The 24,864-nt window shown below is 69.9% G+C and carries 30 protein-coding genes and 1 tRNA gene; 18 read left to right on the top strand and 13 right to left on the bottom strand.

The features are described 5' to 3' along the window. Positions 1–8: 8 nt before the first annotated feature. Positions 9–182 (top strand): hypothetical protein, encoded by a 174-nt coding sequence (locus tag QO010_RS07480; protein WP_307347862.1) that lies wholly within the window; start codon positions 9–11, stop codon positions 180–182. Here the strand turns inward: QO010_RS07480 and QO010_RS07485 are convergent. Both QO010_RS07485 and QO010_RS07490 read right to left on the bottom strand, forming a co-directional pair. Next, complete coding sequence (locus tag QO010_RS07485; RefSeq protein WP_307347864.1) at positions 179–1,471, bottom strand: MATE family efflux transporter; 1,293 nt, start codon at positions 1,469–1,471, stop codon at positions 179–181. The genes QO010_RS07480 and QO010_RS07485 overlap by 4 nt on opposite strands. Positions 1,472–1,607: 136 nt before the next feature. Beyond that, positions 1,608–1,683, bottom strand: a tRNA-Lys gene (locus QO010_RS07490). Positions 1,684–1,760: 77 nt separating this feature from the next. Between QO010_RS07490 and QO010_RS07495 the strand changes: the two genes are divergently transcribed. Then, positions 1,761–2,105, top strand: a complete 345-nt coding sequence (locus QO010_RS07495; protein WP_307347865.1) for an Hpt domain-containing protein — start codon at positions 1,761–1,763, stop codon at positions 2,103–2,105. A 9-nt stretch (positions 2,106–2,114) separates the two neighbouring features. Here the strand turns inward: QO010_RS07495 and QO010_RS07500 are convergent, their stop codons facing one another. The 3 genes from QO010_RS07500 to gcvA all read right to left on the bottom strand — a co-directional run bounded on the left by QO010_RS07500 (position 2,115) and on the right by gcvA (position 3,891). After that, positions 2,115–2,501 (bottom strand): GFA family protein, encoded by a 387-nt coding sequence (locus tag QO010_RS07500; protein ID WP_307347866.1) that lies wholly within the window; start codon positions 2,499–2,501, stop codon positions 2,115–2,117. A 78-nt stretch (positions 2,502–2,579) separates the two neighbouring features. Beyond that, on the bottom strand, positions 2,580–2,924 hold the full coding sequence (locus QO010_RS07505; protein ID WP_307347867.1) for a chorismate mutase: 345 nt from the start codon (positions 2,922–2,924) through the stop codon (positions 2,580–2,582). 7 nt (positions 2,925–2,931) lie between these two features. Continuing rightward, the gene (gene gcvA, locus QO010_RS07510; RefSeq protein ID WP_307347868.1) at positions 2,932–3,891 is read right to left on the bottom strand and encodes a transcriptional regulator GcvA; all 960 of its coding nucleotides are present in this window, start codon (positions 3,889–3,891) and stop codon (positions 2,932–2,934) included. Between the two features lie 198 nt (positions 3,892–4,089). Between gcvA and cobA the strand changes: the two genes are divergently transcribed. Genes cobA through QO010_RS07535 form a run of 5 tightly spaced genes read left to right on the top strand, consistent with a single transcriptional unit; the run spans position 4,090 to position 8,200 of the window. Then, positions 4,090–4,917, top strand: a complete 828-nt coding sequence (gene cobA, locus QO010_RS07515; RefSeq protein ID WP_307347870.1) for a uroporphyrinogen-III C-methyltransferase — start codon at positions 4,090–4,092, stop codon at positions 4,915–4,917. After that, complete coding sequence (locus QO010_RS07520; protein WP_307347871.1) at positions 4,914–5,276, top strand: DUF2849 domain-containing protein; 363 nt, start codon at positions 4,914–4,916, stop codon at positions 5,274–5,276. The genes cobA and QO010_RS07520 overlap by 4 nt, the downstream gene beginning before the upstream one ends. Positions 5,277–5,281: 5 nt before the next feature. Then, the gene (locus QO010_RS07525) at positions 5,282–6,946 is read left to right on the top strand and encodes a nitrite/sulfite reductase (protein ID WP_307347873.1); all 1,665 of its coding nucleotides are present in this window, start codon (positions 5,282–5,284) and stop codon (positions 6,944–6,946) included. Next, positions 6,930–7,427 (top strand): DUF934 domain-containing protein, encoded by a 498-nt coding sequence (locus QO010_RS07530; protein ID WP_307347875.1) that lies wholly within the window; start codon positions 6,930–6,932, stop codon positions 7,425–7,427. The genes QO010_RS07525 and QO010_RS07530 overlap by 17 nt, the downstream gene beginning before the upstream one ends. After that, complete coding sequence (locus QO010_RS07535; RefSeq protein ID WP_307347876.1) at positions 7,427–8,200, top strand: phosphoadenylyl-sulfate reductase; 774 nt, start codon at positions 7,427–7,429, stop codon at positions 8,198–8,200. The genes QO010_RS07530 and QO010_RS07535 overlap by 1 nt, the downstream gene beginning before the upstream one ends. Position 8,201: 1 nt before the next feature. Here the strand turns inward: QO010_RS07535 and QO010_RS07540 are convergent, their stop codons facing one another. Next, complete coding sequence (locus QO010_RS07540) at positions 8,202–8,729, bottom strand: 3D domain-containing protein (protein ID WP_307347878.1); 528 nt, start codon at positions 8,727–8,729, stop codon at positions 8,202–8,204. 199 nt (positions 8,730–8,928) lie between these two features. Between QO010_RS07540 and QO010_RS07545 the strand changes: the two genes are divergently transcribed. From QO010_RS07545 to QO010_RS07585, 9 genes are all read left to right on the top strand, one after another. Continuing rightward, entirely contained in the window at positions 8,929–9,525 is a 597-nt protein-coding gene (locus QO010_RS07545; protein WP_307347879.1) for a glutathione S-transferase family protein, read from the top strand. 14 nt (positions 9,526–9,539) lie between these two features. Further along, positions 9,540–10,553 carry a phospholipase C/P1 nuclease family protein gene (locus QO010_RS07550; RefSeq protein WP_307347881.1) on the top strand — a complete coding sequence of 338 codons (1,014 nt, stop codon included), beginning with the start codon at positions 9,540–9,542 and terminating at the stop codon, positions 10,551–10,553. Further along, complete coding sequence (locus QO010_RS07555; RefSeq protein WP_307347883.1) at positions 10,553–11,011, top strand: NUDIX domain-containing protein; 459 nt, start codon at positions 10,553–10,555, stop codon at positions 11,009–11,011. The genes QO010_RS07550 and QO010_RS07555 overlap by 1 nt, the downstream gene beginning before the upstream one ends. Further along, entirely contained in the window at positions 11,004–11,471 is a 468-nt protein-coding gene (locus QO010_RS07560) for an STM3941 family protein (RefSeq protein ID WP_307347885.1), read from the top strand. The genes QO010_RS07555 and QO010_RS07560 overlap by 8 nt, the downstream gene beginning before the upstream one ends. Then, positions 11,468–12,091: a class I SAM-dependent methyltransferase gene (locus QO010_RS07565; RefSeq protein ID WP_307347886.1), complete on the top strand. Its 624-nt coding sequence runs from the start codon at positions 11,468–11,470 to the stop codon at positions 12,089–12,091. Before QO010_RS07560 ends, QO010_RS07565 begins: the two co-directional genes overlap by 4 nt. Positions 12,092–12,185: 94 nt before the next feature. Further along, positions 12,186–13,076 carry a polyprenyl synthetase family protein gene (locus tag QO010_RS07570; protein ID WP_307347887.1) on the top strand — a complete coding sequence of 297 codons (891 nt, stop codon included), beginning with the start codon at positions 12,186–12,188 and terminating at the stop codon, positions 13,074–13,076. After that, positions 13,073–14,011, top strand: coding sequence for an ABC transporter ATP-binding protein (locus tag QO010_RS07575; RefSeq protein WP_307347888.1), 939 nt, complete (start codon positions 13,073–13,075; stop codon positions 14,009–14,011). Before QO010_RS07570 ends, QO010_RS07575 begins: the two co-directional genes overlap by 4 nt. Continuing rightward, positions 14,008–15,210, top strand: a complete 1,203-nt coding sequence (locus tag QO010_RS07580) for an ABC transporter permease (protein WP_307347890.1) — start codon at positions 14,008–14,010, stop codon at positions 15,208–15,210. Before QO010_RS07575 ends, QO010_RS07580 begins: the two co-directional genes overlap by 4 nt. 50 nt (positions 15,211–15,260) lie before the next feature. Next, positions 15,261–15,746: a sterol desaturase family protein gene (locus QO010_RS07585; protein ID WP_307347892.1), complete on the top strand. Its 486-nt coding sequence runs from the start codon at positions 15,261–15,263 to the stop codon at positions 15,744–15,746. Here the strand turns inward: QO010_RS07585 and mhpA are convergent. The 4 genes from mhpA to QO010_RS07605 are packed head-to-tail and all read right to left on the bottom strand — an operon-like array spanning position 15,674 to position 19,503. Next, complete coding sequence (gene mhpA, locus QO010_RS07590; protein ID WP_307347894.1) at positions 15,674–17,101, bottom strand: bifunctional 3-(3-hydroxy-phenyl)propionate/3-hydroxycinnamic acid hydroxylase MhpA; 1,428 nt, start codon at positions 17,099–17,101, stop codon at positions 15,674–15,676. The genes QO010_RS07585 and mhpA overlap by 73 nt on opposite strands. 1 nt (position 17,102) lies before the next feature. After that, a complete protein-coding gene (locus tag QO010_RS07595) occupies positions 17,103–17,930 on the bottom strand; it encodes a fumarylacetoacetate hydrolase family protein (RefSeq protein WP_307347896.1) in 828 nt (275 codons plus the stop codon). 11 nt (positions 17,931–17,941) lie between these two features. Further along, a complete protein-coding gene (locus tag QO010_RS07600) occupies positions 17,942–18,868 on the bottom strand; it encodes a VOC family protein (RefSeq protein WP_307347898.1) in 927 nt (308 codons plus the stop codon). Positions 18,869–18,879: 11 nt separating this feature from the next. Continuing rightward, positions 18,880–19,503, bottom strand: coding sequence for a TetR/AcrR family transcriptional regulator (locus tag QO010_RS07605; protein WP_307347900.1), 624 nt, complete (start codon positions 19,501–19,503; stop codon positions 18,880–18,882). A gap of 72 nt (positions 19,504–19,575) precedes the next feature. Here QO010_RS07605 and QO010_RS07610 point away from each other — a divergent pair, with 72 nt between their 5' ends. Next, positions 19,576–20,784, top strand: a complete 1,209-nt coding sequence (locus tag QO010_RS07610; RefSeq protein ID WP_307347902.1) for an MFS transporter — start codon at positions 19,576–19,578, stop codon at positions 20,782–20,784. Here the strand turns inward: QO010_RS07610 and QO010_RS07615 are convergent. Genes QO010_RS07615 through crtY form a run of 3 tightly spaced genes read right to left on the bottom strand, consistent with a single transcriptional unit; the run spans position 20,781 to position 24,404 of the window. Further along, complete coding sequence (locus tag QO010_RS07615) at positions 20,781–21,716, bottom strand: phytoene/squalene synthase family protein (RefSeq protein ID WP_307347904.1); 936 nt, start codon at positions 21,714–21,716, stop codon at positions 20,781–20,783. The genes QO010_RS07610 and QO010_RS07615 overlap by 4 nt on opposite strands. Continuing rightward, positions 21,713–23,221 carry a phytoene desaturase gene (locus tag QO010_RS07620; RefSeq protein ID WP_307347905.1) on the bottom strand — a complete coding sequence of 503 codons (1,509 nt, stop codon included), beginning with the start codon at positions 23,219–23,221 and terminating at the stop codon, positions 21,713–21,715. Before QO010_RS07620 ends, QO010_RS07615 begins: the two co-directional genes overlap by 4 nt. After that, positions 23,214–24,404: a lycopene beta-cyclase CrtY gene (crtY, locus tag QO010_RS07625; protein ID WP_307347907.1), complete on the bottom strand. Its 1,191-nt coding sequence runs from the start codon at positions 24,402–24,404 to the stop codon at positions 23,214–23,216. The genes QO010_RS07620 and crtY overlap by 8 nt, the downstream gene beginning before the upstream one ends. Positions 24,405–24,501: 97 nt before the next feature. On the opposite strand from crtY, the gene QO010_RS07630 reads away from it, so the two are divergent. Continuing rightward, positions 24,502–24,819: a hypothetical protein gene (locus QO010_RS07630; protein ID WP_307347909.1), complete on the top strand. Its 318-nt coding sequence runs from the start codon at positions 24,502–24,504 to the stop codon at positions 24,817–24,819. Positions 24,820–24,864 lie beyond the last annotated feature (45 nt).

The raw sequence follows: 24,864 nt of genomic DNA on the forward strand, positions 1-24,864 counted from the left end.
GCGACGTCATGCATTGGACCCAGAAGGCCGGCGAAGAAGGCCATGTGGAACTGGACAAGACCGAAGCCCGCCAAGGCGACGAGCACAGCGACAACGGCCCGCCCCTGGTGGTCGGCACCCTGGCGGTGACCATCATCTTCGCCCTGATGCTGGCCTTCTTCTGGTACGTCCGCACGCACTAGGGTCGGCGGGAAATCATCCACAGGCGCGCCAGCACCAGGGCCATGGCCAGCAGGCTGGCGCAGAGCAGGGCGGTCAGAACACCGCTCAGACCCTGCCGCTCGCCCAGCCACAGGGCCAGGGGCGGGGCCAGCAGCACGAAGGGCGCGGTGCGCAGTACGGTCGGCTGCCAGGTTTCCCCGCGCGCCCGCAGGACGGAATCGACGACGCCCTGAACGCCGTCCGGGATCATCAGGACGGCCACCAGCCCCATCACCGCCGTCAGAGCCGCCGCCGTCGCCGCATCGGCGGTGAAGCCTCTGGCGATCGGACTGGCGAAAGCCAGGCTGACCAGTCCGCTGAGCAGCATCGCCGCCAGGCAGAGGCCGATGGCGCGCCAGCCGGCCTGGCGCGCCGCGCCTGGCTCGCCGCGACCCAGGGCCTCCGCGCTCAGCACCGCCCCGGCCGTCGCCAGGCCCTGGGCCAGCAGATAGACCAAGGTGAGCAGCCCCCCGGTGGCCAGCGAGAAGGCCGCAACAGCGGTCGCGCCCAGCCGGCCGGCGATGATCCCCAGCGTGGCGAAGGCGCCGGCCTCGATCAGCGAACTGACCGCCGCCGCCCCGCCGATGGCCAGCAATGGCCGGTAGCCGGGCTCGCGCCGCCCGGCCCGCAGCCAGGGCCGCACGCCGGGGGAGGCCAGCATCCAGGCCGCCAGCAGACCAAAGAGAAGCACCCGGGAGAGCGCGGTCGCCCAGGCCGAACCCAGGGCGCCCCAGGTCGGGATGAGGGCCAGGTCCAGGCCGAGATTGGCCAGATTGGCCACCCACATGGCGATCAACCCCGGCAGGGGCCGCTGCCGGGCTTCCAGGAACAGGGTGCAGGCCATGAAGGCCAGATGGAAGGGAAGCGAGAGGGCCAGCACGCCGGCCACCGCGCCGCCGCGCTCGGCCAGGGCCGGGGCCAGGCCAAAGGCGGCCAGCAGTTGCTCCCCCGAACTCCAGGCCGCCAGCCAGACCGCCAGGCCGGCGACCGTGGCGATGACCAGGCCGCGCCGCCAGATCCCGCCGGCCGCCTCGCCGGCGCCCACCGCCCGGGCGGTCAGCACCTGCACGCCCAGCAACAGGCCGATGCCGCCGTAGGAGGCCGGCCCGACCAGGGTCCAGCCCAGGGCCAGGTCGGCCAGCTGGCGAGGTGCGAACTGGCCGACGACGATCATGTCGACCAGCCCCATGACGACCACGCCCAGCCGGCCGGCCGCCACCGGCGCGGCCAGGCGCAGCAACTTCCGCTCCAGGTCGAAACGGCCGGCCATACCTGCTCGGACGCCCCCGTCTGTTGACGGCGGCAGGCTAGCACGGCGTCGCCAGGCTCAGAATTCTGGCGGAATCAGCGGATTGATGAGGGACTAGGCCTCGCCCCGCCGATCTGGCGAGGCAGTGTCCGGGAAATGGTGGGTGCAGTAGGATTCGAACCTACGACCCGCTGATTAAGAGTCAGCTGCTCTACCAACTGAGCTATGCACCCATTTCCCGCTCCGGGGGGAACCCCTCGGCAAGGGCGCGGAACATACTGTAAAGCGTCGGGAAGGCAAGGCGGGAATCATGGCCAGGCGAGACATCACCGGCGCGGTCGATTTTGAGTATCTCGAGGACTATGCCGCCGGCGACCGGACGGTGATCGAGGAGGTGCTGGCGCTGTTCCGCGAACAGGCCTCGATGTGGTCGCCGATGCTCGATCCGGACGGCGACGGCTGGCGCGACGCGGTGCACACCATCAAGGGCGCGGCGCGGGGAATCGGGGCCTTCACCCTGGGCGATGTCTGCGAGCGGACCGAGCTGCAGGGCGCCTCGGGCCTGGGCAGTGTGCGGACGGCCCTGGACGCGGCGCTGTTCGACGTGGCGGCCTACGCCCACGAACTGGAACTGCAGCGGATTCGCGGGCGGTAGATCGAAGCGCTAGGCGGTCGGCGGTTCGGCGATGTGGAGCCAGGCGATCCGCTCCTCGGCGCACGCATGACCCGTGGGGGCGAAGTCCTCGGGGTGGACGAACGCCCCGACATGCAGGTGGATTTCGCTTGGCCAGCGCTCGCCCTCATAGGTCAGGGTTGATCCGCAGCGGGGGCAGAAACCGCGCTGGACACCCTCGGACGACGAAAAGCGCGTCATCGGCAGGCCTGAAAACCGGACCTGAGTGCGTTCGAACCCGGCGAAGGCGGACACTGGCGCTCCGGTGTGGCGCCGGCAGCTCTGACAATGGCAATAGGCCGTCCATTTGGCCGCGCCGGCAGCCTCGAACTGGACCGCGTTACAGAGGCAGCGCCCCTTCCGCACATCATCAGGCATGGCGAGGATATCATCCGAGGAGTCGGGAGAGCCTGCCGCAACGATGAGCGGCGGGCAACGTCCGGCGGCCCGCTCGGCCTAGGAGCGAATCTTGTCCCAGACCCCGAACTCATAGGCGATGCAGCGGTCGATCATGGTCCGCCACACCGGCTCGGCGATGGCGTGGCTGAGGCCGGCTTCGGTGGCGGCGGCCTTGACCTTGGCGACCACGTCCTCGATCCGGGCCTTGTCGAGCACCACATGGCGGTTGGTCTTGATGCGGGCGGCGGCGTCCATGTAGCCCTGGCGCTCGGCGATCAGGGCGACCAGGGCCCGGTCGATGGCGTCGACCCCCTGACGGACCTCAGCCATGGTCGTGCAGTCGGCGGGCGACAGGCGCTCGGCGGAGTCGCCTTTTGGCGCGGTCAGAACATCTGTGGGCATGTGAACTCTAGATACCGGCGCCGTTGTCCATGGTGCGGAGCGCCGCCTCGTGCGCGGCGGCTTCCTGGATAAGCCAGGAGACGAACGCCTTCACCTGCGGCAGCCGCCCCTTGGTCTTGGGATGGACGACGTAATAGGCGAAGTCCACCGCCGTGGCGATCTCAAACGGCGTCACCAGCCGGCCCGCGTCGAGGTCTGCCTGCGCCAGGGTCCGCTTGGCCAGGGCTATGCCCCGGCCGTTGACGGCGGCCTCGATCACCAGGCTGGACTGGTTGAAGCGCGGGCCCCTCGCGCCATCGACATTCTTGATGCCCCGGGCCGCCAGCCACATGGCCCAGTCAGGGCAGGAATCGTCGGCGTCGGGGCTGCCGTCATGCAGCAGGATGTGGTGGGTCAGGCCCGTGGGGTCTTCCAGCGGGTTGGCGGCCAGCAGCCCGGGGCTGGCGACGGGAATCACCGTCTCGCTAAGCAGGCGCGTGACCTCCAGGCCCGGATAGCGGCCGCCGCCATAGCGGATGGCCAGGTCCACCTCGCCGCTGGCGAAGTCGACGACATCCATGCCGGCCGACAGCCAGACATCGACCTGGGGATGGGCCAGCTCGAATTTGCCGAGGCGCGGGACGAGCCACTTGGCGGCGAAACTGGGGGCGGCGGTCAGGGTCAGGCGGCGGCCATCGACGGCGGCGGTCAGCAGGCTGGCGGCTTCGGCCAGGCGGTCGAAGGCCTCGCGCAGGGCGGGGAGGGCGGTCTGGGCGGCGTCGGTGAGCAGCAGGCCCTTGGGCGTGCGCTTGAAGAGGGCGGCGCCGACATAGTCCTCGAGGTTCTGAATCTGCTGGGAGACGGCGCCGGGCGTCACCGATAGCTCGTCGGCGGCGCGGCTGAAGTTCAGATGCCGGGCGGCGGCCTCGAACGCCTTGAGGGCGTTCAGCGGCGGCAGCCGGCGGCGTTGGTCGGCGGATCGTTCCATAAGAATTGCTGACAGCCCCGGCAGAAGTCCTCGTTTGCGAAATGGGCCCTTGAACCCCAGCTTGCAAGTTGTCCGCTGACGTATCGGCCCTTTTCGTCGGCGGGTGTGTGGCGGGGCGGATCGCATGGTCCGTCCCGTCCGTCTCTCCCCGGGGCCCCTTTCAAGGCCCCGTCGGACTTATAGAGAAGCTAACGAGTCATGTCCCGGTCTTCGAAGTCTCCCAGCAACAATCGTTTCGTGGTCCTGGGCGGCGGCGCGCCGGCCCGGCCCGGTGAAGTGTGGCTGGTGGGCGCCGGCCCCGGCGATCCGGACCTGCTGACGATCAAGGCCGCGCGGGTCATCGCCGCCGCCGATGTCATCGTTCATGACGGCCTGGTCTCCGATGAAGTCCTCCGCCTGGCGCCCGCCTCGGCGCGGCTGATCTCGGTCGCCAAGCGCAAGAACCGCCACACCCTGCCGCAGGACGAGATCAATCGCCTGCTGGTCGCTTTCGCCCGTGAAGGGCTGACCGTCGTGCGGCTGAAGGGTGGCGACCCCTTCATCTTCGGCCGTGGCGGCGAGGAGCTGGAAGAATGCCGCGCCGCCGGCGTCACCTGCCATGTGGTCCCGGGCGTCACCGCCGCCATCGCCGCCGCCGCCTCGGCCGGCGCGCCGCTGACCCATCGCGGCAGCGCCCAGGCGGTGACCTTCGTCACCGGCCACGCCGCGCACGGCGACCCGGACCTGGACTGGGCCTCGCTGGCGCGTCCCAACCAGACGGTGGTGATCTACATGGGCCTGACCACCGCCGGCCTGATCGCCGAGCGTCTGGCCGCGGCCGGCCGCGACGCCGCCACCCCGGCCCTGATCGTCGTCAACGCCAGCCGGGCCGACGAGCAACGCATTCCCACGACGCTGGGCCATCTGGCCGCCGCCGCCGAAGGCCTGTCGGGCCCGGCCCTGCTGATCGTGGGCGAGGCCATGGCGCTGGCCCAGGCCTCCAGCCTGGACGAGATCCTGGCCCCCGTGCGGGAGGTCCGCCAATGAAGGTCCTCACCGCCAATCGCCTCACCGACGGCGAGGTCGTGTTCTGGCGCGGCGGCCACTGGGTCGAGCGCTTCGCCGACGCCGAGATTTTCGCCGCCGACGATCCGGCCGGGCAGGGGGCCGAAGCCGTCGCCCTGGGCCAGCCTACGGTGGTCGTCGAGCCCTACCTGATCGACATCGCCGAGGGTCCGGCCGGAGTGGCTCCGGTCAGCTACCGCGAACGCATCCGGGCGCTTGGCCCGACCAACGAACCCGAACACGGCAAGCAGGCCGAAGGTGGCGCGGCCATCGAAGCCCTGCTGGCCGCCACCGGCGCCGCCCGCTCCACGGGCCGCGTCGACCTGATCCGCAGGAAGTAGCCGCCATGTATCGCTACGACAGCATCGACAAGGCCATCGTCGAGGACCGCGCCCAGGAATTCCGGGGTCAGGTCTCGCGCCGTCTCACCGGCGAAATCACCGAGGACCAGTTCAAGCAGATGCGGCTGATGAACGGCCTCTATCTGCAGCTGCACGCCTACATGCTGCGGGTCGCCATCCCGTACGGCTCGCTGAACAGCCGCCAGCTGCGCCGTCTGGCCCATATCGCCCGCACCTTCGACAAGGGCTATGGCCACTTCACCACCCGCCAGAACATGCAGTTCCACTGGATCAAGCTGGCCCAGGCGCCGGACATCCTGGACAGCCTGGCCGAGGTGGACCTTCACGCCATCCAGACCAGCGGCAACTGCATCCGCAATGTCACCGCCGACCCCTATGCCGGGGCGACGGCGGAAGAGGTCGACGATCCGCGCGTCTGGTCGGAAGTGCTGCGCCAGTGGTCGACCCTGCATCCCGAGTTCAGCTTCCTGCCGCGCAAGTTCAAGTTCGCGGTCACGGCCGCCGAGCATGACCGCGCCGCCATCCGCGTTCACGACATCGGCCTGATCCTGCATCGCAACGACGAGGGCGAACTGGGCTTCGAAGTCGCCGTGGGCGGCGGGCAGGGGCGCACGCCGTATCTGGCCCCGACCATCCGCCAGCACCTGCCGGCCGGCAGCCTGCTCAGCTATTCCCAGGCCATCCTGCGCGTCTACAACCGCCACGGCCGACGCGACAACAAGTTCAAGGCCCGCATCAAGATCCTGGTCGCGGCCCTGGGCGCCGAGGAGTTCGCCCGCCAGGTCGAGGCCGAATGGGCCAGGATCGTCGCCGAGCAGCCCGACGCCGACCTGCCGGCCATCGAACTGGCCCGCATCCGGGGCGCCTTCACCCCGATGAACTTCGAGACCCTGCCGCCGCGCTCGGCCGCCTTCGACGCGGCCAAGGCTGGTGATCGCGCCTTCGCCCGCTTCGTGCGCAACAACGTCAAGGTCCACAAGCAGGCCGGCTATGCCGTGGTCGAGATCTCGCTGAAGGCCATTGGCGCCACGCCCGGCGACATCAGCGCCGAGCAGATGGACGCCGTCGCGGACCTGGGCGAACGCTACAGCCTGGACGACATCCGGGTGACCCACGAGCAGAACGTCGTCCTGCCGCATGTGAAGCTGGACGATGTGCCGGCCCTCTATGCGGCGCTGGAAGCGGCGGGCCTGGCGTCGGCCAATATCGGCCTGATCAGCGACATCATCGCCTGCCCGGGCCTGGACTACTGCGCCCTGGCCAATGCCCGCGCCATCCCGATCGCCCAGTCGATCGCCCAGCACTTCGCCGACCAGGACCGCGCCGAGCTGATCGGCGAGCTGAAGATCAAGATCAGCGGCTGCATCAACGCCTGCGGCCACCACCATGTCGGCCACATCGGCATCCTGGGCGTCGATAAGAAGGGCGAGGAGTTCTACCAGCTCTCGCTGGGCGGCTCGGGCGCCGAGGACGCCAGCCTGGCCTCGATCCTGGGCCCGGCCCTGCCGGCGAACCGGGTGCCCGAGGCGGTGGACCAGATTGTCGAGCGATACCTGGCCCTGCGACAGGGCGAGGAGCGCTTCCTCGACACCTTCCGCCGGGTGGGCATGGCGCCGTTCAAGGAGGCCGTCTATGCCGAAGCTCATTAGGCTCAAGGACGGCGAGGCGTTCGAGGCGCAGGATCTCTTCGCCGACGTCGCCGACGAGGACGCCATTCCGGCCGGTCCGGTCATCCTCTCCCTGACGCGTTTCCAGGCCGAGGGCGACGCCCTGATCGGCGCCGGCCAGGCGGTCGGCGTGCGTATCGAGGCCGGCGAGTCGGTCGAGGACCTGGCCTATGACCTGCCGCGGCTGGCGCTGGTGGCACTGGTCTTCCCCAAGAACACCGACGGGCGGGCCTTCAGCTCCGCCAGCCTGCTGCGCCAGCGGCTGCACTATGCCGGCGAGGTTCGCGCCGTGGGCGATGTGCTGCGTGAGCGGGCCCTGTTCATGATGCGCTGCGGCTTCGACAGCTTCGTCCCCACCGACGGCTCCACGCCGGCCGAATGGGCCGCCACCGCCGAGCGCTATCGCCACGTCTACCAGCCGGCTCAGGACGGCCGGACGCCGGCCTTCGCGGAGCGTCTGTGATGGCCTTCGATCAACTGGACAGGACTCACGTCAGCAAGGCCGAGCCGCTCACCCCGGCCCAGCTGCTGGCCCGCACCCTCAACGCCGAACTGCGCGACGCCCACCCGCGCACCATCATCGAGGCGGCCCTGCAGCACCTGGGCGACAGGCTGGCCCTGGTCTCCTCGTTCGGAGCCGAGTCGGCGGTGCTGCTGCACCTGGCTGCCCAGGTCAGCCCGGCCATCCCGGTGCTGTTCCTCGACACCGGCATGCTGTTTGGCCAGACCCTGGACTACCGCAAGGCGCTGGCGGCGAAGCTCGGCCTGACCGACGTGCGCGACCTGCGCCCGCAGTTCGCGGACCTCGCCACCGGAGACCCCCATGCCGACCTCTGGCGGCGCGACACCGACGCCTGCTGCCATATCCGCAAGGTGCTGCCGCTGGACCGCGCCCTGTCGGGCTTCGACGGCTGGCTGACCGGCCGCAAACGCTTCCACGGCGGCGACCGCCTGCGGCTCTCCGTGGTCGAGGAGGCCGACGGCAAGCTGAAGTTCAATCCCCTGGCCAACTGGGGCAAGGCCGAGCTGGACGCCTATGTCGCCGAACACGATCTGCCCGCCCATCCGCTGGTCGCCCAGGGTTTTCCCTCGATCGGCTGCTGGCCCTGCACCAGCCCCGTCGAAGAGGGCCAGGACGTGCGCGCCGGCCGCTGGGCCGGGTCTGACAAGACCGAGTGTGGCATCCACGTCGCCCGCGCGCCGGGCCTGCCGCCCAATGTCGGCGGCGATATCTAGTCTAGCGGCTCGCGACCTGCATGCCCGCCTTGGGGCAGCCTTCGAAGGTGCCGACATTGACGACCGAGACGGTCTTCATGTTGAGCTTCATGATCGGGCCCATCGAGGCGCGGTTGGAGCCGGTGTAGAGGTCGATCCGCGCGCCCTTCACCGCGCCGCCGGTGTCGGAGGCGTACCAGTAGCCGTCGTGCGAGGAGCCGTCGGGCATCTTCATGCCGACCGTCTCGGGAATGAACATGATGGTGCGGCGGCGCACGACGCGGGGGTCGGTGGCGGCGGTGCGCATCGCCACGGTCTGGCAGCCCAGGGAATCGCGGGTCCCCACGCCGGGCGCGCCGGAATGATAGAGGGTGGCCTTGAGATTCCAGTCGGCCTTTTTGGGCTCGGAGTCCGGGCTTTTGCTGGAGGGCATGAGCCGGTCGATCAAGGCGCCAAGCGCATCGGCGCTCGGGTCGTTTTGCCGGGCTTGAACCTGCGGCGCGCACACCGCAAGGGCCACCGTGGCGAGGCATGCCAGGATACGCTTCATGGGCGCCCCCCTGTTGTTTCTCGTCGATTGCGGTCGGGGGGATAACCTCGTGGGGCGAGTGTGGCAACCCTTGGCAGTGTCGCATCAGTTGAGTTTCAGCACAGCCGGGGCGTTGCTTCACAGTCTAGAGCCCGTGCAACCGGCTGTTATTCAAGGTTTTCTCTAGCAGGTTCCACAGGGAACCAGAGGGGCGTAAAAAATGACTCTCACCGTCTATGGCGACTCGATTTCCGGCAACTGTCTGAAGGTCAAGTGGGTCGCGGAGCGGCTGGCGATTCCGTATCGCTGGGTCGAGACCGACGTGCTGAAGGCGCAGACCCGCACGCCCGATTTCCTGGCCCTCAACCCGGCCGGCCAGGTGCCGTTGGCGATCCTCGGGGACGGCCGCACGCTCGCCCAGTCCAACGCCATCATGGCCCATCTGGCCGAGGGCTCGGACCTGATCCCGGCCGACAGCTATGAGCGGGCCAAGATGTATGAGTGGCTGTTCTGGGAGCAGTACAGCCACGAGCCCTATGTCGCCGTGGCCCGCTTCCAGATGGCCTATCTGGGCAAGCCGGCCTCGGAGCTCGAGCCGCGCCTGGTCGAGCGCGGCAAGGCGGCGTTGCAGCGGCTGGAGGACGGGCTGGACGGGGGCGATTTCCTGGTCGGGACGCGGCTGACCCTGGCGGATATCGCCCTGGTGGCCTACACCCGGGTGGCGCACGAGGGCGGCTTCGATCTGGCCGATTATCCCGCCGTGAAGGCCTGGGTTGCGCGTGTCGAGGCGGCGCTGGGGATCGATCCCGCGCCCTAACTTCGGAGCGTTGAATGCGTCTGCTCGCCACTCTTCCCGCCCTCGCCGCAGCGGCAGCCATCGCCTTCACACCGTCCGGCCCGGCCTTCGCCTGGGGCAACACCGGCCACCGCATGGTCGGGACTCTGGCCATGCAGGCCCTGCCGGCCGAGGTCCCGGCCTTCCTGCGCAGCAAGCAGGCGGCGGCCGACATGGGCGAACTGGCCCGCGAGCCCGACCGCTGGAAGGGCAGCGGCAAGACCCACGACAGCGACCGCGATCCGGCCCACTACCTGGACCTGGCCGACGACGGCACGGTGTTCGGCGGACCGAAGCTGTCGGCTCTGCCGCCGACCCGGGCCGAATACGAGACGGCCCTGCGCGCGGTTGGGGCCGACAGCTGGAAGGCCGGCTACCTGCCTTACTCGATCGTCGATGGCTACCAGCAGCTGGTGAAGGACTTCGGTTACTGGCGGGTGGTGACCGCCTCAGCCAGGCGCAAGGGCCCGCACAAGGCCTGGTACAGGGCCGACGCCCGCCGCCGCGAGGCGCTGATCCTGCGCGATATCGGGACCTTCGCCCACTATGTCGGCGACGGCAGCCAGCCGCTGCACGTCACCATCCATTTCAACGGCTGGGGCGACGGCCCCAATCCCAAGGGCTACACCAACGACAAGATCCACGGCCCATTCGAAGGGCCGTTCGTGGCCAAATACGTCACCTGGGACGCGGCCCGGGCCGCCATGCCGGCCTTCAGTGACTGCGGCTGTCCGGTCTATCAGCGGGTCGCCACCTATCTCGCCAAGACGGGGAGCTTCACCGAGCCGCTCTACCAGATGTGGGGCGAGGGCCAGTTCGCCAGCGGCGATCCGCGCGCCGCCGCCTTCGCCGCTTCCCGTGTCGGGGCCGGGGCGGCCGAGCTGCGCGACCTGATCGTCCTGGCCTGGCGGGCCAGCGCCGAGACCAGCGTCGGCTGGCCGGCGGTCAAGGTGGCCGATGTCGAGGCCGGGACCGCCGATCCCTGGCTGTCGATGATCGGCGACGACTGATGCTGCAGTTCGGCGAGCCGGAACCGGGGGTCGTCTATGCCGCCCGGCCGGCCGCCTTCGGCATCGCCGAGCGGGAGGGGAAGATCGCCGTGGTGCGGGTTCGCCCCGAGGGCGGCGGTGACTGGCTGGACCTGCCCGGCGGCGCCGTCGATCCCGGCGAGGACGAGCTGGACGCTCTGGTGCGAGAGTTCGGCGAGGAGGCCGGGCTGGTGGTGCGGCCCGGGAAAGAGCTCGTCCGTGTCGCCATCTACTTCCGCAAGGCGGACAACGAGCCGGTCAACAACCAGGGCGGCGTCTATGCGGTCGAGGTGACGGGCGAAGACCCAGCGCTCAAGATCGAGGCGGATCACCAACTGGTCTGGATCGACCCCACGGAAGCCGTGAAGCGATTGCGGCATGACAGCCACGCCTGGGCGGTGGCAAGCTGGCTGCGTCGGACGGGGAGAGGCGATGACTGAGACGATCAAGGGTGCGCGCTGGAAATCGGTCCTGCTGCTGATCGGCTGCCTGGCGTTCGTCGCCCTGGGCGTCTGGCTGCCCTACGACGGCCAGACCGAGACAGTGGTGTGGAAGTGGGTGATCATCCTGTTCTTCGGGCTTGGCGTGCCGCTTGCGGTCTACCAGCTGTTCCACCCCGCCTCGCTGACGCTGGATGCGCGCGGCTTCACCTATGTCGGCGTCTTCAATCGCCAGATGGTCGTCGCCTGGGATGATGTGGAGGCCTTCAAACTCTTCAAGCCCCCACGCGGGCCGAAGATGTTGGTCTGGAACTACAGGCCCGGGCGCGGGCCCAGGTCCGCCCTCTCCGGAATTTCCCGCGCACTGGGCGCGGACGCCGGCCTGCCGGGCGGGTTGGCCGACTCGCCGGCCCGGCTGCTCGAGAAGATGTCGCAGCGCCTGGCGGCCAGCCGCCGATGACCAGCTTCTACGACCGCCACATCATGCCCCGGCTGATCGGCTGCGCCTGCGCCAGCAAGCCGGTCATGAAGCAACGAGCCAAGGTCGTGCCCAGGGCCAGCGGCAAGGTGCTGGAACTGGGCATCGGCGGCGGCCTGAACCTGGCCTTCTACGACCCGGCCAGGGTCGACAGCGTCATCGGCGTCGATCCTTCGCTGGAACTGCGCGACCGGGCCATGGCCGCGCCGCGCCCCGAGGGTCTGAAGGTGGAGATTCGCGAAGGCGTGGCCGAAGCCATGCCGTTCGAGGACGGGGAGTTCGATTCTGTCGTCTGCACCTTTACCCTCTGCTCGGTGCATTCGCCGCAGAAGGCCCTGGCCGAGGCCAAACGGGTGCTCAAGCCCGGGGGCCGGTTCCTGTTCAGCGAACATGGCCGCTCGCCCGATGCGGGGGTCGCCAAATGGCAGGACCGGGTCAATCCGGTCTGGAAGGCCCTGGCCGGCGGCTGCCATCTGACCCGGCCGGTCATCGCCAGCATCGCCGAGGCCGGCTTTGCCCTGGGCGAGACAGACCGGATGTACTTGCCCGGCACGCCCCGCATCATGGGCTGGGCCGAGTGGGGCGAGGCGCGCCCGGCCTGACTCTTCGGGCCCGTCCGTTAACGGATCGGGTTGACGCCCGCTGGGCTGGGCTTCAAATGAATGCGCCCGCTGGGGGCATCCGAAACAGAGGGGCATGGACGACACAGGCGTCCATTTGCAGACCATCGAACCTCTGCGCCTCGGCGTGGAGCGGCGGCTGGCTGAGCTGTCGCCCGCCGACGGGGCCGAGCCTCAGGCCCTGAGCGCCGCCGCCCGCTACGCCCTGCTGGCGCCGGGCAAGCGCTTCCGCCCCATGCTGACCCTGCTGGCCGCCCGCGACTTCGGGGCGCCCGAGGGGGCGGCCATGGACGTCGGCTGCGCGCTGGAGATGGTCCATGCCGCCTCGCTGATTCTCGACGACCTGCCATCCATGGATGACGCCTCGCTGCGACGGGGCCGGCCGACCACCCACAAGGTCTATGGCGAGGCGGTGGCCATCCTGGCAGCGGTCGGGCTGCTCAACCGCGCCTTCGGGGTGATCGCCGCCGAGTCGCGGCTGCCGGCCTCGGTGCGGGCCGACCTGGCGGTGGGCCTCTCGGCCACTGTCGGCTTCGAAGGCTTGGTCGCCGGCCAGGCCCGCGACATCGCCCACCGCGAACAGGTCCGCGCTGTCGACGCCATCGATCTGCTCAACCACCAGAAGACGGGCGTGCTGATCATGGCCGCCGCCCAGTCCGGCGCCCTGATCGCCGGCGCCCCCGCCAGCCGCCTCAAGGGCGTGGCCGAATTCGCCCGCCGGGTCGGCCTGGCCTTCCAGATCCGCGACGACCTGCTGGACGCCGAGGGCGGCGAGGCGGGCAAGGACGCCGGCAAGGACGCGGCCATGACCACCCTGGTCTCGGCCCTGGGCCCGGAAGGCGCGCGGGCCGCCATGCGCGAGCATCTCGACATCGCCGACGCCGCCCTGGCCGACGCCGGCTGCCTGGACGGGCTGATGAGCCAGTATGTGCGCGGCCTGTTCTTCGCCCGGGCCGCCGCGGCGTGAGCACCCCCGTCCTCAATGTCTGGAACGCCGAGTTCGCCTATCGCTCGCGCAAGGCGCTGCGCGGGGTCGACCTGGTCATCAGGCGCGGCGAGATCTACGGCCTGCTGGGGCCCAACGGCGCGGGCAAGTCGACCCTGATCGGGGTGATCTGCGGCCGGCTGAAGCTGACCGCCGGCGAGGTGGCGCTGGAAGGAGCCGACCCCTGGAACACCCCCGCTGCCCGCGCGGCGCTGGGCCTGGCGCCGCAGGAGATCGCCCTCTACGATCACCTGACCATCCGCGAGAACCTGGAGGTGTTCGGCCGCCTCAGCCAGGTGCCGGGCAAGCGGATCCAGGACGCCGTCACCCGGGCCATGAACCTGACCCGCACCGTCGAACGCGAGCATGTGCCGGTTAAGCACCTGTCGGGCGGCTATCGCCGGCGGGTCAATATTGCCGCCGCCATCCTGCACGAGCCCCGGCTGCTGATCCTCGACGAGCCGACCGTGGGGGTCGATGTCGACGCCCGCGAGGCGCTGGACGGCGTCATCCGCGACCTGCGCGACAGCGGCGTGGCCGTGCTGCTGGTCACCCACGACCTGGAGCAGGCCGGCGCCCTGGCCGACCGCGTCGGCTTCCTCAAGGAGGGCCGCAAGGTCCTGGAAGGCGCGCCGCGCGAGCTGGTCCGCCAGGCCTTCGGCGAGGAGATGGAAATCCTGGTCCACCTGCCGATCGAGGCCAGCCCCGAGCAGCGGACCCTGCTGGTCGGCGAAGGCCTGGAGGAGCGCGGTTCCAGCCACATCTGGGCCAAGCTGGACAAGGGCGGCTACACGGCCGCCGGCCAGATCGACAAAAAACTGCGTAAGGCCGGCCTGATCCCCAACGAAATCCGGGTCCGCGAACCCTCGCTGCACAACCTCTTCACCCTGGTGGCCGACTGGCGGCGGGCGGCATGACCCTGGCCATGTTCCGGGTGATGGCGCTGGAGCTCTGGCGCGATCGCGGCGCCTTGGTGATGACCTTCCTGCTGCCGCCGCTGGTCTTCCTGATCTTCTCCACGGTGTTCGCCGGCACCACCGGCGAGGACATCAAGCTCAAGCTCTCCGTGGCCGACCAGGTCCACAGCCCCGACTCCATCCGCCTGGTGAAGGCGCTGATGGCCGATCCGGACCTGCGGGCCGAACCCGCGCGGCCCGACACCGGCGAGGCGGTCCGCAAGCGGGTCAAGGCCGGTCACGCCGATTCCGGCCTGATCATCACCGCCGATCCCAAGGCCGCCGGCCCGGCCCTGCTGGTCGTGGCCGATCCCAGCCGGGCGGTGGCCGCCCCGCTGACCCAGGCGCGGGTGCAGGCGGCCATGGCCCGGGCCATGCCTGAAGTGCTGCTCAGCCGCCAGATCGACGAGACCACCGAAGCCATCGGCGGCCTGACCAAGGGCCAAAAGGACTATTCGGAAGAAGCGCTCTCCACCGTCGCGGCCCAGGCCGGCGACAAGGACGCCTTCAAGGGCAGGGGCCTGTTCGATCGCGAGGACATCGCCGGGGCCAAGAAGGGCGGCGGCACCATCGCCTACTATGCCGGGGCGGTGACCATCCTGTTCGCACTGTTCTCGGCCATGAACGGGGCCCTGTCGCTGATCGAGGAACGGCGCAGCGGCATCGCCGACCGCATCCTGGCCGGACCGGCCGGGCTGGGGCCGGTGGTCAGGGGCAAGTTCCTGTTCCTGATGGGCCAGACGGTGATCCAGGCCATCGCCATCTTCGCCACCGCCCAGTTGGTCTACGACGTGCCGGTTCTCGAGCACCTGTTCCCCTGGCTGGTCACCACCCTGGCCGCCGCTGTCTGCGCCGGCGGCCTGGCGCTGGGGGTGGTGTCGTTCTGCAAGACCCGCGACCAAGCCCAGATGCTGTCGACCTTCATCATCCTGATCCTGGCGGCCATCGGCGGCTCTATGGTGCCCCGCTTCCTGATGCCGCCCTGGCTGCAGACCGTCGGCTGGTTCACCCCGCACGCCTGGGCCATCGAGGCCTATCAGGGGATCCTGTGGCGCGACGCCGGGATCGGGTTGCTCTACCGGCCCTGGATCGTACTCACCGCCATCGGCCTGGCCGGACTGGGGGCGGCGCTGTTCGTCGCCCGGCGGGTGCGAGCCTGATTTGTCCGCGATCAATTCACCTGGCCCGCTCTGAGGGCTAGACTGGGCTCATGCTGACCCTGCTCCTCGACCTGGCGCTCTTCCTGGCCGCCTTCGCCTTCATGGAAGGCTTTGCCTGGGTCACGCATCGCTATGTGATGCACGGCTTCGGCTGGGTCTGGCACAAAAGCCACCACGAGCCGCGCACCGGCTTGTTCGAGCTCAACGACCTCTTCGCCGTGGTCTTCGCCGCCCCGGCCATCGTGGCCATCTATTTCGGGGTGCATGGCATTCCCTGGCTGCTGCCCATCGGCCTGGGGATCACAGCCTATGGCGCGGTCTACTTCACCTTCCACGACGGCCTGGTCCACCGCCGCTATCCCTTCCCCAAGGCCCGCTCGGCCTACTGGAAGCGGCTGGTGCAGGCGCACCGCTTCCACCACGCCGTGGCGACCAAGGAAGGCTGTGTCTCGTTCGGCTTCCTCTACGCGCCGCCGGTGCGCGAGCTGAAGGCCAAGCTGCAGGCGAAGGGTGTCGATGTGAGCGCGGCCTCATAGGCGGCGGTTAGACCGGCCGCTTCGCCGGCGCCGAACACATAGCGGTCGGGCCGCACCAGCACCGCCTCATGTCCGCAGAGCAGAGCGTCCAGGTTCGGGTGATCGCCACGGCGGATCAGCCAGGGACCGGGCCCGGCCGTGTCGTCGAAGCGGCCGAACTGCGGGAACATCCGTCTGGCCATAGCGTCGTCCGGGCGGAACAGGCCCGGTCCCTGCGCAGGCGTCGGCTGCGGCACTGGGTTCTTGCCGGCGGCGCGCTGGGCCAGCATGCCGGCGTCGCGGGCGGCGACCATGACCGGGTCGGTGGCGCAGACGACCTGGCCCATGGCGATGGCAGTCTGGATCATGGCGCGGACGTGGGGTTCGCGTTCGGTCTGATAGGTATCGAGCAGGGCCTCGGAGGCCTGGCCGTCCAGCACCAGCTTGAGCTTCCAGGCCAGGTTGGCGGCGTCGTGCAGGCCTGAGCACATGCCCTGGCCCAGGAAGGGCGGCATCTGGTGAGCCGAGTCGCCGGCCAGCAGCACCCGACCTTTGCGCCACTGATAGGCCAACAGGCCGTGGAAGCGATAGACGGCGCGGCGGTCGATCTCGACGGCGCCTTCGGGAACCCAGGGCTTCAGCAGCTCGGCGATGCGGCTGTCGGTGAGGAAGTCGGCGGGGTCCTCGCCCGGGCGGATCATGAATTCCCAGCGGCGGCGGCCGGGGCCCATCAGCACGCAGGTGGTGGGGCGGGCGGGGTCGCAGATCTGCAGGTTGATGTCGGGCAGGCCCGAGGCGTCGCGCTCGATGGCGTCGATGACCAGCCAGGGCTCGTCGAAACCGAAGTCCTCCAGTTCAATCCCCAGCGCCTTGCGCACCGGGCTGGAGGCGCCGTCGCAGCCGACGATGCAGCGGGCCTCGACGCGGAAGGGCTCGTCAGCCTGACAGTAGAGGGCGACGGTCTCGGATTCAAAGCCTTCGAAGCTGGTTCCGATCAGCAGCCGGGCCGTCGGCTCGCGGGCCAGCCGCTCGCGCAGGGCCCGCTCCAGGTCGGGCTGGTTGAACATCCAGCTGGCCGCCCAGCCGCCGGGGGCGTTTGCCGGCATGTCGTAGCGCAGCAGCACCTGGCCGGCGGCGTTGCGAAACTCGTAGGCGCCGGCTGGCCGGGCGGCCTTCTGGGCGGCGTCGGCCAGCCCCAGTTCCTGCCAGAGCCGCATGATCTCGTGGTCGAAATGGGCGGCGCGGGGCAGGGGATAGACCTCGATGTCCCGCTCCACGACGATGACGCTCACACCGTCGCGGGCCAGCAGGTTGGCCAGGGTCACGCCGACAGGGCCGCCGCCGACGATGAGGACGTCGCAGGTTTCGGTTCGCATATCAGGCCTGGCAGGTTGCTTCGATGGCGCCCAGGCCCTCGATCTCGCAGCGGACGACATCGCCGGCCTTGAGGAACTGGCGCGGGTTCATCGCCGCCCCGACCCCACCGGGCGTGCCGGTGAAGATCAGGTCCCCGGGCTCCAGGGTCATGGCGAAGGAGAGATGCTCGATCTGCTCCCACACATTGAAGACCAGATGGCGGGTGTTGGAGGCCTGCCGGCGCTCGCCGTTGACGTCGCAGGTCAGCTCCAGCGCGTGCGGGTCGGCCACCTCGTCGGCGGTGACGATCCAGGGGCCGAAGGGGGCGTGGGTGTCGAAGGACTTGCCCAGCATCCACTGCGGGGTGCGGTGCTGCCACATCCGCTCGGTCATGTCGTTGCCGACGCACCAGCCGAACACGGCGGCGGGGGCGTCGTCCTTGCCGATATGCCGGCCACCGGCGCCGATGACGGCGACCAGCTCGACCTCGTAGTCGCAGAAGGCCGTCGGGACCTCGATGGGGTCGAAAGGGCCGTTGACCGCCGTCGTGTGCTTGCAGAACCAGACCTGGTTGGCCGGAGTCTCGACGCCGCTTTCGGCGATGTGGTCGGCATAGTTGAGGCCGATGGCCAGGATCTTGCCGGGCCTGGCGATGGGGGCGTGCAGGCGGACCTCGGCGAGCAGCAGGCCCTCGCCCCTGGCCATCTGCTCAGCCCTGGGCTTGAGGTCATCCCAGCGCTTGATGAGGTCCATCATGTCGGCGGCCAGGCCATCGAGCGGGACCACCGTGTCGCCGACGACGGCGCCCAGGCGCGGCGCGCCGCCGGTCGAGAAGGTTGCGAGCTTCATGGGATGTCCGATCAGGCCATGGTGGGCGGGGCCATCGGGCCCCATTGCACGCCGAGCAGCTCGGCCATCCCGGTGACGTTCGAGCCGTCGGCGGCGGTGAACAGGTCGCCGTCGGTCCAGTGTTCCAGGGTGTGGCCCCAGGGGTCGCGCCAGTAGTCGAAGACCTGGCTGCCCAGGATATGGCGGCCCACCCCCCACTCCTGATGCGCCCCGGCGGCCTTGAGGCGGGCATGGCCGCGCATCAGGTCGTCGAGGTCCGCCACCTCGAAGGCGGCATGGTTGAAGCCCGGGCCCTTGGGACTCTGGACCAGGAACAGGGTGTGGTGGTCGGTGGGGGTCTCGCCCCGGTCGCAGCGCAGGAAAGCGCCGACCGAGAAGTCGGGGCTGAGCGCGATCTCGTCGGAGGTGATGAAGCCGAAGCGGTCCTTGTACCAGGCCTCGGAGGCGCGGAAGTTGGAGACGTTCAGGACCGCGTGGCCCAGCCGGACCACCTGGGACGGGCCGGCCTCGACACGCCGTGTGGCGCGCAGGCGGGCCTTTTCATTGGCGCGGTTCCAGGGCGCGGGGTCGGCCGGCGCGACGGCCGCGCGGGGCGACTGGCCGGCGACCACCTCGATGCTGAAGCCGTCGGGGTCCTTCAGGCGGACGACGAAGCCGCCGCCCGGCGCCGCGAAGGGCTCGACCGCCGCGCCCTCGGCCCTGGCCAGGGTCTCGAGGTCGGCCAGGCTTTCGGCGCGCAGACCCAGAGCCGCGAAACCGGGCTCGCCGATTTCGGTCGCGTGGACGAAGGGCGCCGGGCCGCTCCCGGCGGCGTAGAGGACGCCGTCCTCGCCGTCGAAGGGCGTCAGGCCAAACTCGGTCAGGAAGGTCCGCATCGCGGCCAGGTCCGGGGCGCGGAAGCGGACGTGGGCGACGTCCTCGATTCTGATGATGCTCATGGGGGGCTTTCTCAAACGTCGTGGATGGCGGCGCGGGCCAGGGCCTGGGCTTCGTCGAACGGCACGCCCAGCCCGCGCAGCTGGCCGGCCAGCAGCGGCACGATAGCGATCCAGGCCTCGTCGGTCGGGTGTTCCAGCACGTGGATCAGCCCGACCTGGACCACGCCCATGACCAGCAGCAGGGCCGACTGCAGCGGCAGGCCGGAGAAGCGGCCGGCGGCCAGGCCGGCTTCCAGGTCGGAGCGGACGCCGCGGTTCAGCGGCAGGTCGGGCAGGGTGGCGCCGGCCAGCAGGCGCAGCATGGCCTTGGCCCGCTGTGGCTGCTCATGGGCGTAGCGGACATAGACGGCGAAGGCCCGGGCCATGCGGATGGCCGGGTCGGCGATGTCGCGATTGGTGGCGTCGACCAGGGCCTCGACCTCGGCGCGGATGACGGCGGCGATCTCGCGCGCCAGATCATCTTTGTCGGTGAAGTGATTGTAAAAGCTGCCCTTGGCGACTTCGGCGGTCCCGACGATGTCGTCGACGCTGACCGCATCGACCGAGCGGGCGGCGAACAGGCTCTGCCCAGCCTGCAGCAGAGCGGTGCGGGTGCGGACGCGGCGGCGGTCCACGGCGGATTCTGATCTGACCATTCAGTCATTATTGGACGGATTGGTCAGAAATGCAAGATGGCTAAATCCGTGTCTCCAACGAAAGCTGGGACCATGAGCGAGAATCAACCCGTGCTCGGGCGGGACTTCAACTGGCTATGGGCGGCCTTCGCGGTCAGCACCTTCGGCTCGTCAATCGCCTTCGACGCCCTGCCGCTGATCGCCATCCTGGCGCTGCATGCGGGACCGGCGGCGGTGTCGGCCCTGGCGGCGGTGGGCCTGGCGGTCGGCGCGCTTGTGGCGATTCCCATGGGGCCCTGGGTCGAGTTCCATCGCAAGCGACCGGCCATGATCGCCATGGACCTGATCCGCTTCGCCGCCGTGGCCAGCATTCCAGCCGCCTTCGCGCTCGGCCGCCTGGGCTATGTGCAGCTGCTGGTGGTGGCGGTGATCGTCGGGGCCGGACGGATCGTCTACCGGGCGGCCAGTGGCGCCTATCTGAAGGCTATCGTGCCGCCGGCCGGGCTGGTGGTCGCCAACGGCCGGCTGGAGTCCGTGACATGGATGTCCCTGCTGGTCGGACCACCGCTGGGCGGGGTGGCGATCGGCCTGTTTGGGCCGGTGGTGACGACCATCGCCGACGCGGTCAGCTATCTGCTCTCGGCGGCCGGGATCGCCGCCATCGGCGGGCGGGAGGCGCCGCCACCCGTCAAGGCCGAGGCTTTCCGGCTCGCCGATCTGGCCGAGGGCTGGCGCGCCATCCTGGCCAGCCCCGCGCTGGCGCCGCTGTTCTTCAACAGCGTTCTGGTCGCCGGCCTGATCATGGCGACCGCGCCGCTTCTGGCGGTGCTGATGCTGGGACCGCTGGGGTTCAAGCCCTGGCAGTATGGGCTGGTGCTGGGGCTGCCCTGCCTGGGCGGGGTGATCGGCTCGCGCCTGGCCCGGCCGCTGGCGGCGCGCTTTGGAGAGTTCTGGGTTCTACAGGTGTTCGGCGTCCTGCGGGCCTGCTGGTCGGTGGGCCTGGTGTTCGTCGGCCCCGGAACCGCCGGCCTGGCGCTGGTGATCCTTGTCGAGTTCGGCCTGATCGGCTGCATGGGGGTGTTCAATCCGGTGTTCGCCGCCTGGCGGCTCAACCATTCCCCCGAGGGCAAGGCGGCCCGCGTGCTGTCGGCCTGGAACATCACCAGCAACCTGACCATCGCGGCGCTGACCGCGCTCTGGGGTCTGCTGGCCGCGGCGACCAGCCCAAGGATCGCCATCGGCCTGGCCGGCGCCCTGATGCTTCTGACCCCGCTGCTGCTGCCCCGGCGGGACGAGCGCTAGATCTTCGACCACATGTCGCCCCGGGGCGGCTTGTTGCGGCGGCGGTCCAGCACCGCGCCCCGCAGGGCCAGCAGCCCGCCCTGGGCCGCCAGCAGCGCCTTCTGGCGGCCGCTGGTCGACACCCGCTGGTCCCAGGCCTGCGCGCTACGCTTGACGACCTCGATGCCGATCTGGCGATAGACGCCCCGCGCCGCCGCCACGGCCCAGGCCGAGCGGAAGGGCAGGGCCGCCAGCCCCCAGCGGGCCGAGGCGTAGTAGGGCTCGGCAGCCTCGACCAGCCGCCAGGCCAGGCCCGCCAGCGCCGGGCGGTATTTCGGGTCGGCGACCTTGTCTTCCGGGATGCCGGCCCGCTCCAGCCACTGGGCGGGCAGGTAGACCCGGCCGTTCTGGGCGTCCTCGACGATGTCGCGCGCGATATTGGTCAGCTGGAAGGCCAGGCCCAGGTCCTGGGCGCGGCGCAGGACACCGAGGCTGTTGGGGCTGACCCCCATGACGATGGCCATCATCACCCCGACGACGCCGGCCACGTGCCAGCAGTAGTCGAGGGTATCCTCCAGCGTCTCGTAGCGGCGGCCGGCGACGTCCATGGCGAAGCCGTCGATCAGGTCGATGGCGTAGGCCTCGGGAATGCGTCGGCGCAGGGCCACGGCCTGGAAGGCGGCGAAGGCCGGGTCGGTCTGCGGCTCCCCGGCCAGGGCCGAGCGGGTCTTGGCGTAAAGCTCGGCCAGCCGCGCCTGCACCTCGGCGGGCGACAGCGTTACCCGGTCATGGCCCAGCTCCTGGCCGTCGATGACGTCGTCGCAGTGGCGGCACCAGGCGTAGAGCATCTCCGCATCGGCCCGGGTCTTCGGATCGAACAGGGCGGCGGCGGCGGCGAAGCTCTGCGAGCCCTTCTGGATGGTCTCGCGGCTGGTGGCGGCAAGGTCGGTCACGCCAGGGCTCCCGCGAAGTCCTCGATCATCAGCCCGGCCGTGGCCTTGGCCGATCCCACGACGCCGGGAATGCCGGCCCCCGGATGGGTGCCCGCCCCGACGAAATAGAGGTTGCCGATGACGTCGTCGCGATTGTGGGTGCGGAACCAGGCCGACTGGGTCAGCACCGGCTCCAGCGAGAAGGCCGAGCCCTGCCAGGCGTTCAGCTCGCCCTGGAAGTCAGCGGGGGTGAAGATGCGGCTAGTCACCAGGTCGCGCCTGAGGTTGGGAATGTAGCGCTCCTCCAGATAGCCCAGGATGCGGTCGCGATACTTCGGCCCCTCGACCGCCCAGTCGATCGGGGCCGTGCCCAGGTGCGGCACCGGCGAGAGGGCGTAGTAGCTGGAGCAACCTTCGGGGGCCATGGACGGGTCGCTCGCACACGGCGCGTGAAGATAGAGCGAGAAGTCCCTGGCCAAGCTGGGCTTTCCGTAGATTTCGTCGATCAGGCCCTTGTAGCGCTCGCCGAAACAGATGGTGTGGTGGCGGATGTCCGGGTGCAGCGCCTTCAGCCCGAAATGCACCACGAACAGCGAGGGGCTGAAGCGGGCGCGCTTGAGACGGGCGCCTTCCGAGCGGCCCCGGCGGTGACCCTTCAGCAGCTTGTCGTAGGTGTGGACGATGTCGGCGTTGGAGGCGACCGTGTCGAAGGCCTCGAAGCCGGCGGCGGAGGCGACGCCGCGCACGGTCTTGCCTTCCGTTTCAATGGCTTGCACGGGCGCGTTGAGCCGGATCTGGCCGCCCAGGTCCTCGAACAGCCTCACCATGGCCCGGACCAGGGCATGGGTGCCGCCGCGCGGGAACCACACCCCGCCGCGCCGCTCCAGGGCATGGATCAGGGCGTAGATGGACGAGGCGGCGAACGGGCTGCCGCCGACCAGCAGGGTGTGGAAGGAGAGGGCTTGGCGCAGGTGCTCGTCCTGCACGAAGCCGCTGACCTTGGCGTAGACGCTGCGCCAGGCCTCCAGTTTCACCAGCTGCGGCGCGGCGGCGATCATCGAGCGGAAGTCGAGGAAGGGCACATGGCCCAGCTTGACATAGCCCTCCTGGAAGACCTGTTCGGAGAAGTTCAGGAAACGCTTGTAACCCTCGACATCGGCTGGGTTTTTCCTGGCGATCTGGGCGTCGAGCAGCGCCTGGTCGTTGACGTAGTCGAAGACGTCGCCGTCCTCCCAGCAGAGCCGGTAGAAGGGCGCCACGCTCATCAGCTCGACATAGTCGGACACCTTGCGGCCGGAGAGGGCGAACAGCTCCTCCAGGCAGGCCGGGTCGGTGACCACGGTCGGGCCGGCGTCGAAGGTGAAGCCCTGATCATGCCAGACATAGGCCCGGCCGCCTGGCTTGTCGCGGCCCTCGAAGACGGTGGTCTGGAAACCGGCCGACTGCAGGCGGATGGCCAGGGCCAGACCCCCGAAGCCGGAGCCGATGACGGCGGCGGTGGGGCGGGTCGGGGAGGGTTCAGTCATCAAGGTCCTTGAAGGCGGATGATTCCGTCAGCACCGCCAGGGCGGCGGTGACCGGAACCGGCGGTTTGCCGCTTAATACGCGCAGGCGGTCTGCCCAGCTTGCCCGGCCGGCATAGAAGCGCTGAATGAGCGGCCGGCGCAGGCGGTAGAACCGCTCCAGCACCCGATAGCGGCGCTCCGGTGCGCAGGCGCGGAACAGCATGCGGTTCAGGAGGCGATAGAAGCCTCGCGATCGCCAGGCGGTGGTCGAAGCCTGGCGGGCGCAGGCCAGGACGCTGGCGCTGGTCAGCTCCGGCAGGGCGGCGATGGCGGCGGCGAGGCGGGCGGCGTCGGGCAGGGAGTAGCCGGTGGTCGGCTGGAAGAGGGCGGCGCGCAGGCCGACCTGGGGCAGGCCGGCGGGGGCCTCGGCCCAGAAGGCGTCTATATCGCCGGCGAGCGCGATGGGAAGGATGCCGTCCTCCTCGCGGGCGACCTCGGCGATCGTCCAGCCCTGCGCAGCGGCGTAGGCGGCGATGTCGGCGCGCAGGGCCTCGCGGTCCAGCGCGGGGCCGTCGGCGTAGCGGGTGTCCTCGATCAGCAGGCGCGTCGGCGAGAAGGGCAGGACATACAGGAAGCGGTAGCCGTCGAGCTGCGAGACCGTGGCGTCCATGACGATGGGGCGGGTCAGGCCGTGCGGGGCGGCCAGCTCGACCTCCTGGCCCAGGAACTTCTGCCAGCCCAGCGCCAGGCGAGGGCTGGAGCGGGCGCCGCGGCCGTCGATCACGCAGGGGGCTTCGAGGATCCGGCCGTCGGCCAGGATGACCTGGCTGGGCGTCACCGCCTCGACGCTGACGCCCAGCCAGGCGTCATCGCCCAGCGCGGCCGACACCATCTCGTGCAGGCGCTCGGAGGTGATGGCGAGGTAGGGCGTGGTCAGATCGCGGCGATGGGCCGGGAAGCGGACCTCATAGCCGGCCCAGCGATGCACGATCAGCGGTTCCAGCGTGGCGGCGATCTGCGGCTCGACGTCGCTGGCGAAATGGCACCAGGTGTGCTGGCCGCCGATCACGGTGTCGCGCTCGACCAGCACCACCTTGAGCTCGGGCCGCAGCGCCCTGAGCCGCAGGGTGATCAGCCCATTGGCCAGCCCGCCGCCGACCAGGGCGACATCGGCGCGCGTTGTGGAAGTGGGGGTCCCCGTCACGCGCCCGTCTTAGCCTATCTCGCCGCTCTATGGCGCCTGAGTTGTCGATTTCCCAAACCGGCCTAAGATGCCGGCCCCGGGGGGCGGGGATTGGTTGATGTTGCTGCTGCTTATCCTGCCGGGCCTGGCCTTTTTCGCCACCGCGCTGCTGTTCGTCCTGGCCAGGATCTTCCTGCCCTGGCGCTCGGCCCTGGGCCTGGCGGTCGTCGCCACGGTGACTGGCGGGGCCGGCTTCCTGCTCACCACCATCGTGCAGCTGGTCACCCACCGGGAACCCGCCTCGGACGCGGCGGCCGTCGCGCTGGTGCTGCTGGCCGGCGTCTCGGGGCTGTTCTTCGCGGCATTGGGCGCGGTCGCCTTCCTCAAGGCCCGCCGGCGCTACATCCGGGCGGCCCAGGCGAAAGCCATGAGCTGATTGCGCCGGGACGTCCTAGCCGCTAGGCGGACGCCATAAGCGGCA

Source organism: Caulobacter ginsengisoli (assembly GCF_030814835.1).
Taxonomy (GTDB): Bacteria; Pseudomonadota; Alphaproteobacteria; order Caulobacterales; family Caulobacteraceae; genus Caulobacter; species Caulobacter ginsengisoli.

Coding starts and splice junctions, on each gene's coding strand:
- QO010_RS07530 (WP_307347875.1), top strand. CDS start 6,930: ATGCCGAAGCTCATTAGGCTCAAGGACGGCGAGGCGTTCGAGGCGCAG.
- QO010_RS07570 (WP_307347887.1), top strand. CDS start 12,186: ATGGACGACACAGGCGTCCATTTGCAGACCATCGAACCTCTGCGCCTC.
- QO010_RS07505 (WP_307347867.1), bottom strand. CDS start 2,924: ATGCCCACAGATGTTCTGACCGCGCCAAAAGGCGACTCCGCCGAGCGC.
- cobA (WP_307347870.1), top strand. CDS start 4,090: ATGTCCCGGTCTTCGAAGTCTCCCAGCAACAATCGTTTCGTGGTCCTG.
- QO010_RS07560 (WP_307347885.1), top strand. CDS start 11,004: ATGACTGAGACGATCAAGGGTGCGCGCTGGAAATCGGTCCTGCTGCTG.
- gcvA (WP_307347868.1), bottom strand. CDS start 3,891: ATGGAACGATCCGCCGACCAACGCCGCCGGCTGCCGCCGCTGAACGCC.
- QO010_RS07540 (WP_307347878.1), bottom strand. CDS start 8,729: ATGAAGCGTATCCTGGCATGCCTCGCCACGGTGGCCCTTGCGGTGTGC.
- QO010_RS07480 (WP_307347862.1), top strand. CDS start 9: ATGCATTGGACCCAGAAGGCCGGCGAAGAAGGCCATGTGGAACTGGAC.
- QO010_RS07525 (WP_307347873.1), top strand. CDS start 5,282: ATGTATCGCTACGACAGCATCGACAAGGCCATCGTCGAGGACCGCGCC.
- QO010_RS07555 (WP_307347883.1), top strand. CDS start 10,553: ATGCTGCAGTTCGGCGAGCCGGAACCGGGGGTCGTCTATGCCGCCCGG.
- QO010_RS07500 (WP_307347866.1), bottom strand. CDS start 2,501: ATGCCTGATGATGTGCGGAAGGGGCGCTGCCTCTGTAACGCGGTCCAG.
- QO010_RS07520 (WP_307347871.1), top strand. CDS start 4,914: ATGAAGGTCCTCACCGCCAATCGCCTCACCGACGGCGAGGTCGTGTTC.
- QO010_RS07495 (WP_307347865.1), top strand. CDS start 1,761: ATGGCCAGGCGAGACATCACCGGCGCGGTCGATTTTGAGTATCTCGAG.
- QO010_RS07620 (WP_307347905.1), bottom strand. CDS start 23,221: ATGACTGAACCCTCCCCGACCCGCCCCACCGCCGCCGTCATCGGCTCC.
- QO010_RS07595 (WP_307347896.1), bottom strand. CDS start 17,930: ATGAAGCTCGCAACCTTCTCGACCGGCGGCGCGCCGCGCCTGGGCGCC.
- QO010_RS07600 (WP_307347898.1), bottom strand. CDS start 18,868: ATGAGCATCATCAGAATCGAGGACGTCGCCCACGTCCGCTTCCGCGCC.
- QO010_RS07630 (WP_307347909.1), top strand. CDS start 24,502: ATGTTGCTGCTGCTTATCCTGCCGGGCCTGGCCTTTTTCGCCACCGCG.
- QO010_RS07580 (WP_307347890.1), top strand. CDS start 14,008: ATGACCCTGGCCATGTTCCGGGTGATGGCGCTGGAGCTCTGGCGCGAT.
- QO010_RS07565 (WP_307347886.1), top strand. CDS start 11,468: ATGACCAGCTTCTACGACCGCCACATCATGCCCCGGCTGATCGGCTGC.
- QO010_RS07545 (WP_307347879.1), top strand. CDS start 8,929: ATGACTCTCACCGTCTATGGCGACTCGATTTCCGGCAACTGTCTGAAG.
- QO010_RS07535 (WP_307347876.1), top strand. CDS start 7,427: ATGGCCTTCGATCAACTGGACAGGACTCACGTCAGCAAGGCCGAGCCG.
- QO010_RS07610 (WP_307347902.1), top strand. CDS start 19,576: ATGAGCGAGAATCAACCCGTGCTCGGGCGGGACTTCAACTGGCTATGG.
- QO010_RS07585 (WP_307347892.1), top strand. CDS start 15,261: ATGCTGACCCTGCTCCTCGACCTGGCGCTCTTCCTGGCCGCCTTCGCC.
- QO010_RS07605 (WP_307347900.1), bottom strand. CDS start 19,503: ATGGTCAGATCAGAATCCGCCGTGGACCGCCGCCGCGTCCGCACCCGC.
- QO010_RS07485 (WP_307347864.1), bottom strand. CDS start 1,471: ATGGCCGGCCGTTTCGACCTGGAGCGGAAGTTGCTGCGCCTGGCCGCG.
- QO010_RS07550 (WP_307347881.1), top strand. CDS start 9,540: ATGCGTCTGCTCGCCACTCTTCCCGCCCTCGCCGCAGCGGCAGCCATC.
- mhpA (WP_307347894.1), bottom strand. CDS start 17,101: ATGCGAACCGAAACCTGCGACGTCCTCATCGTCGGCGGCGGCCCTGTC.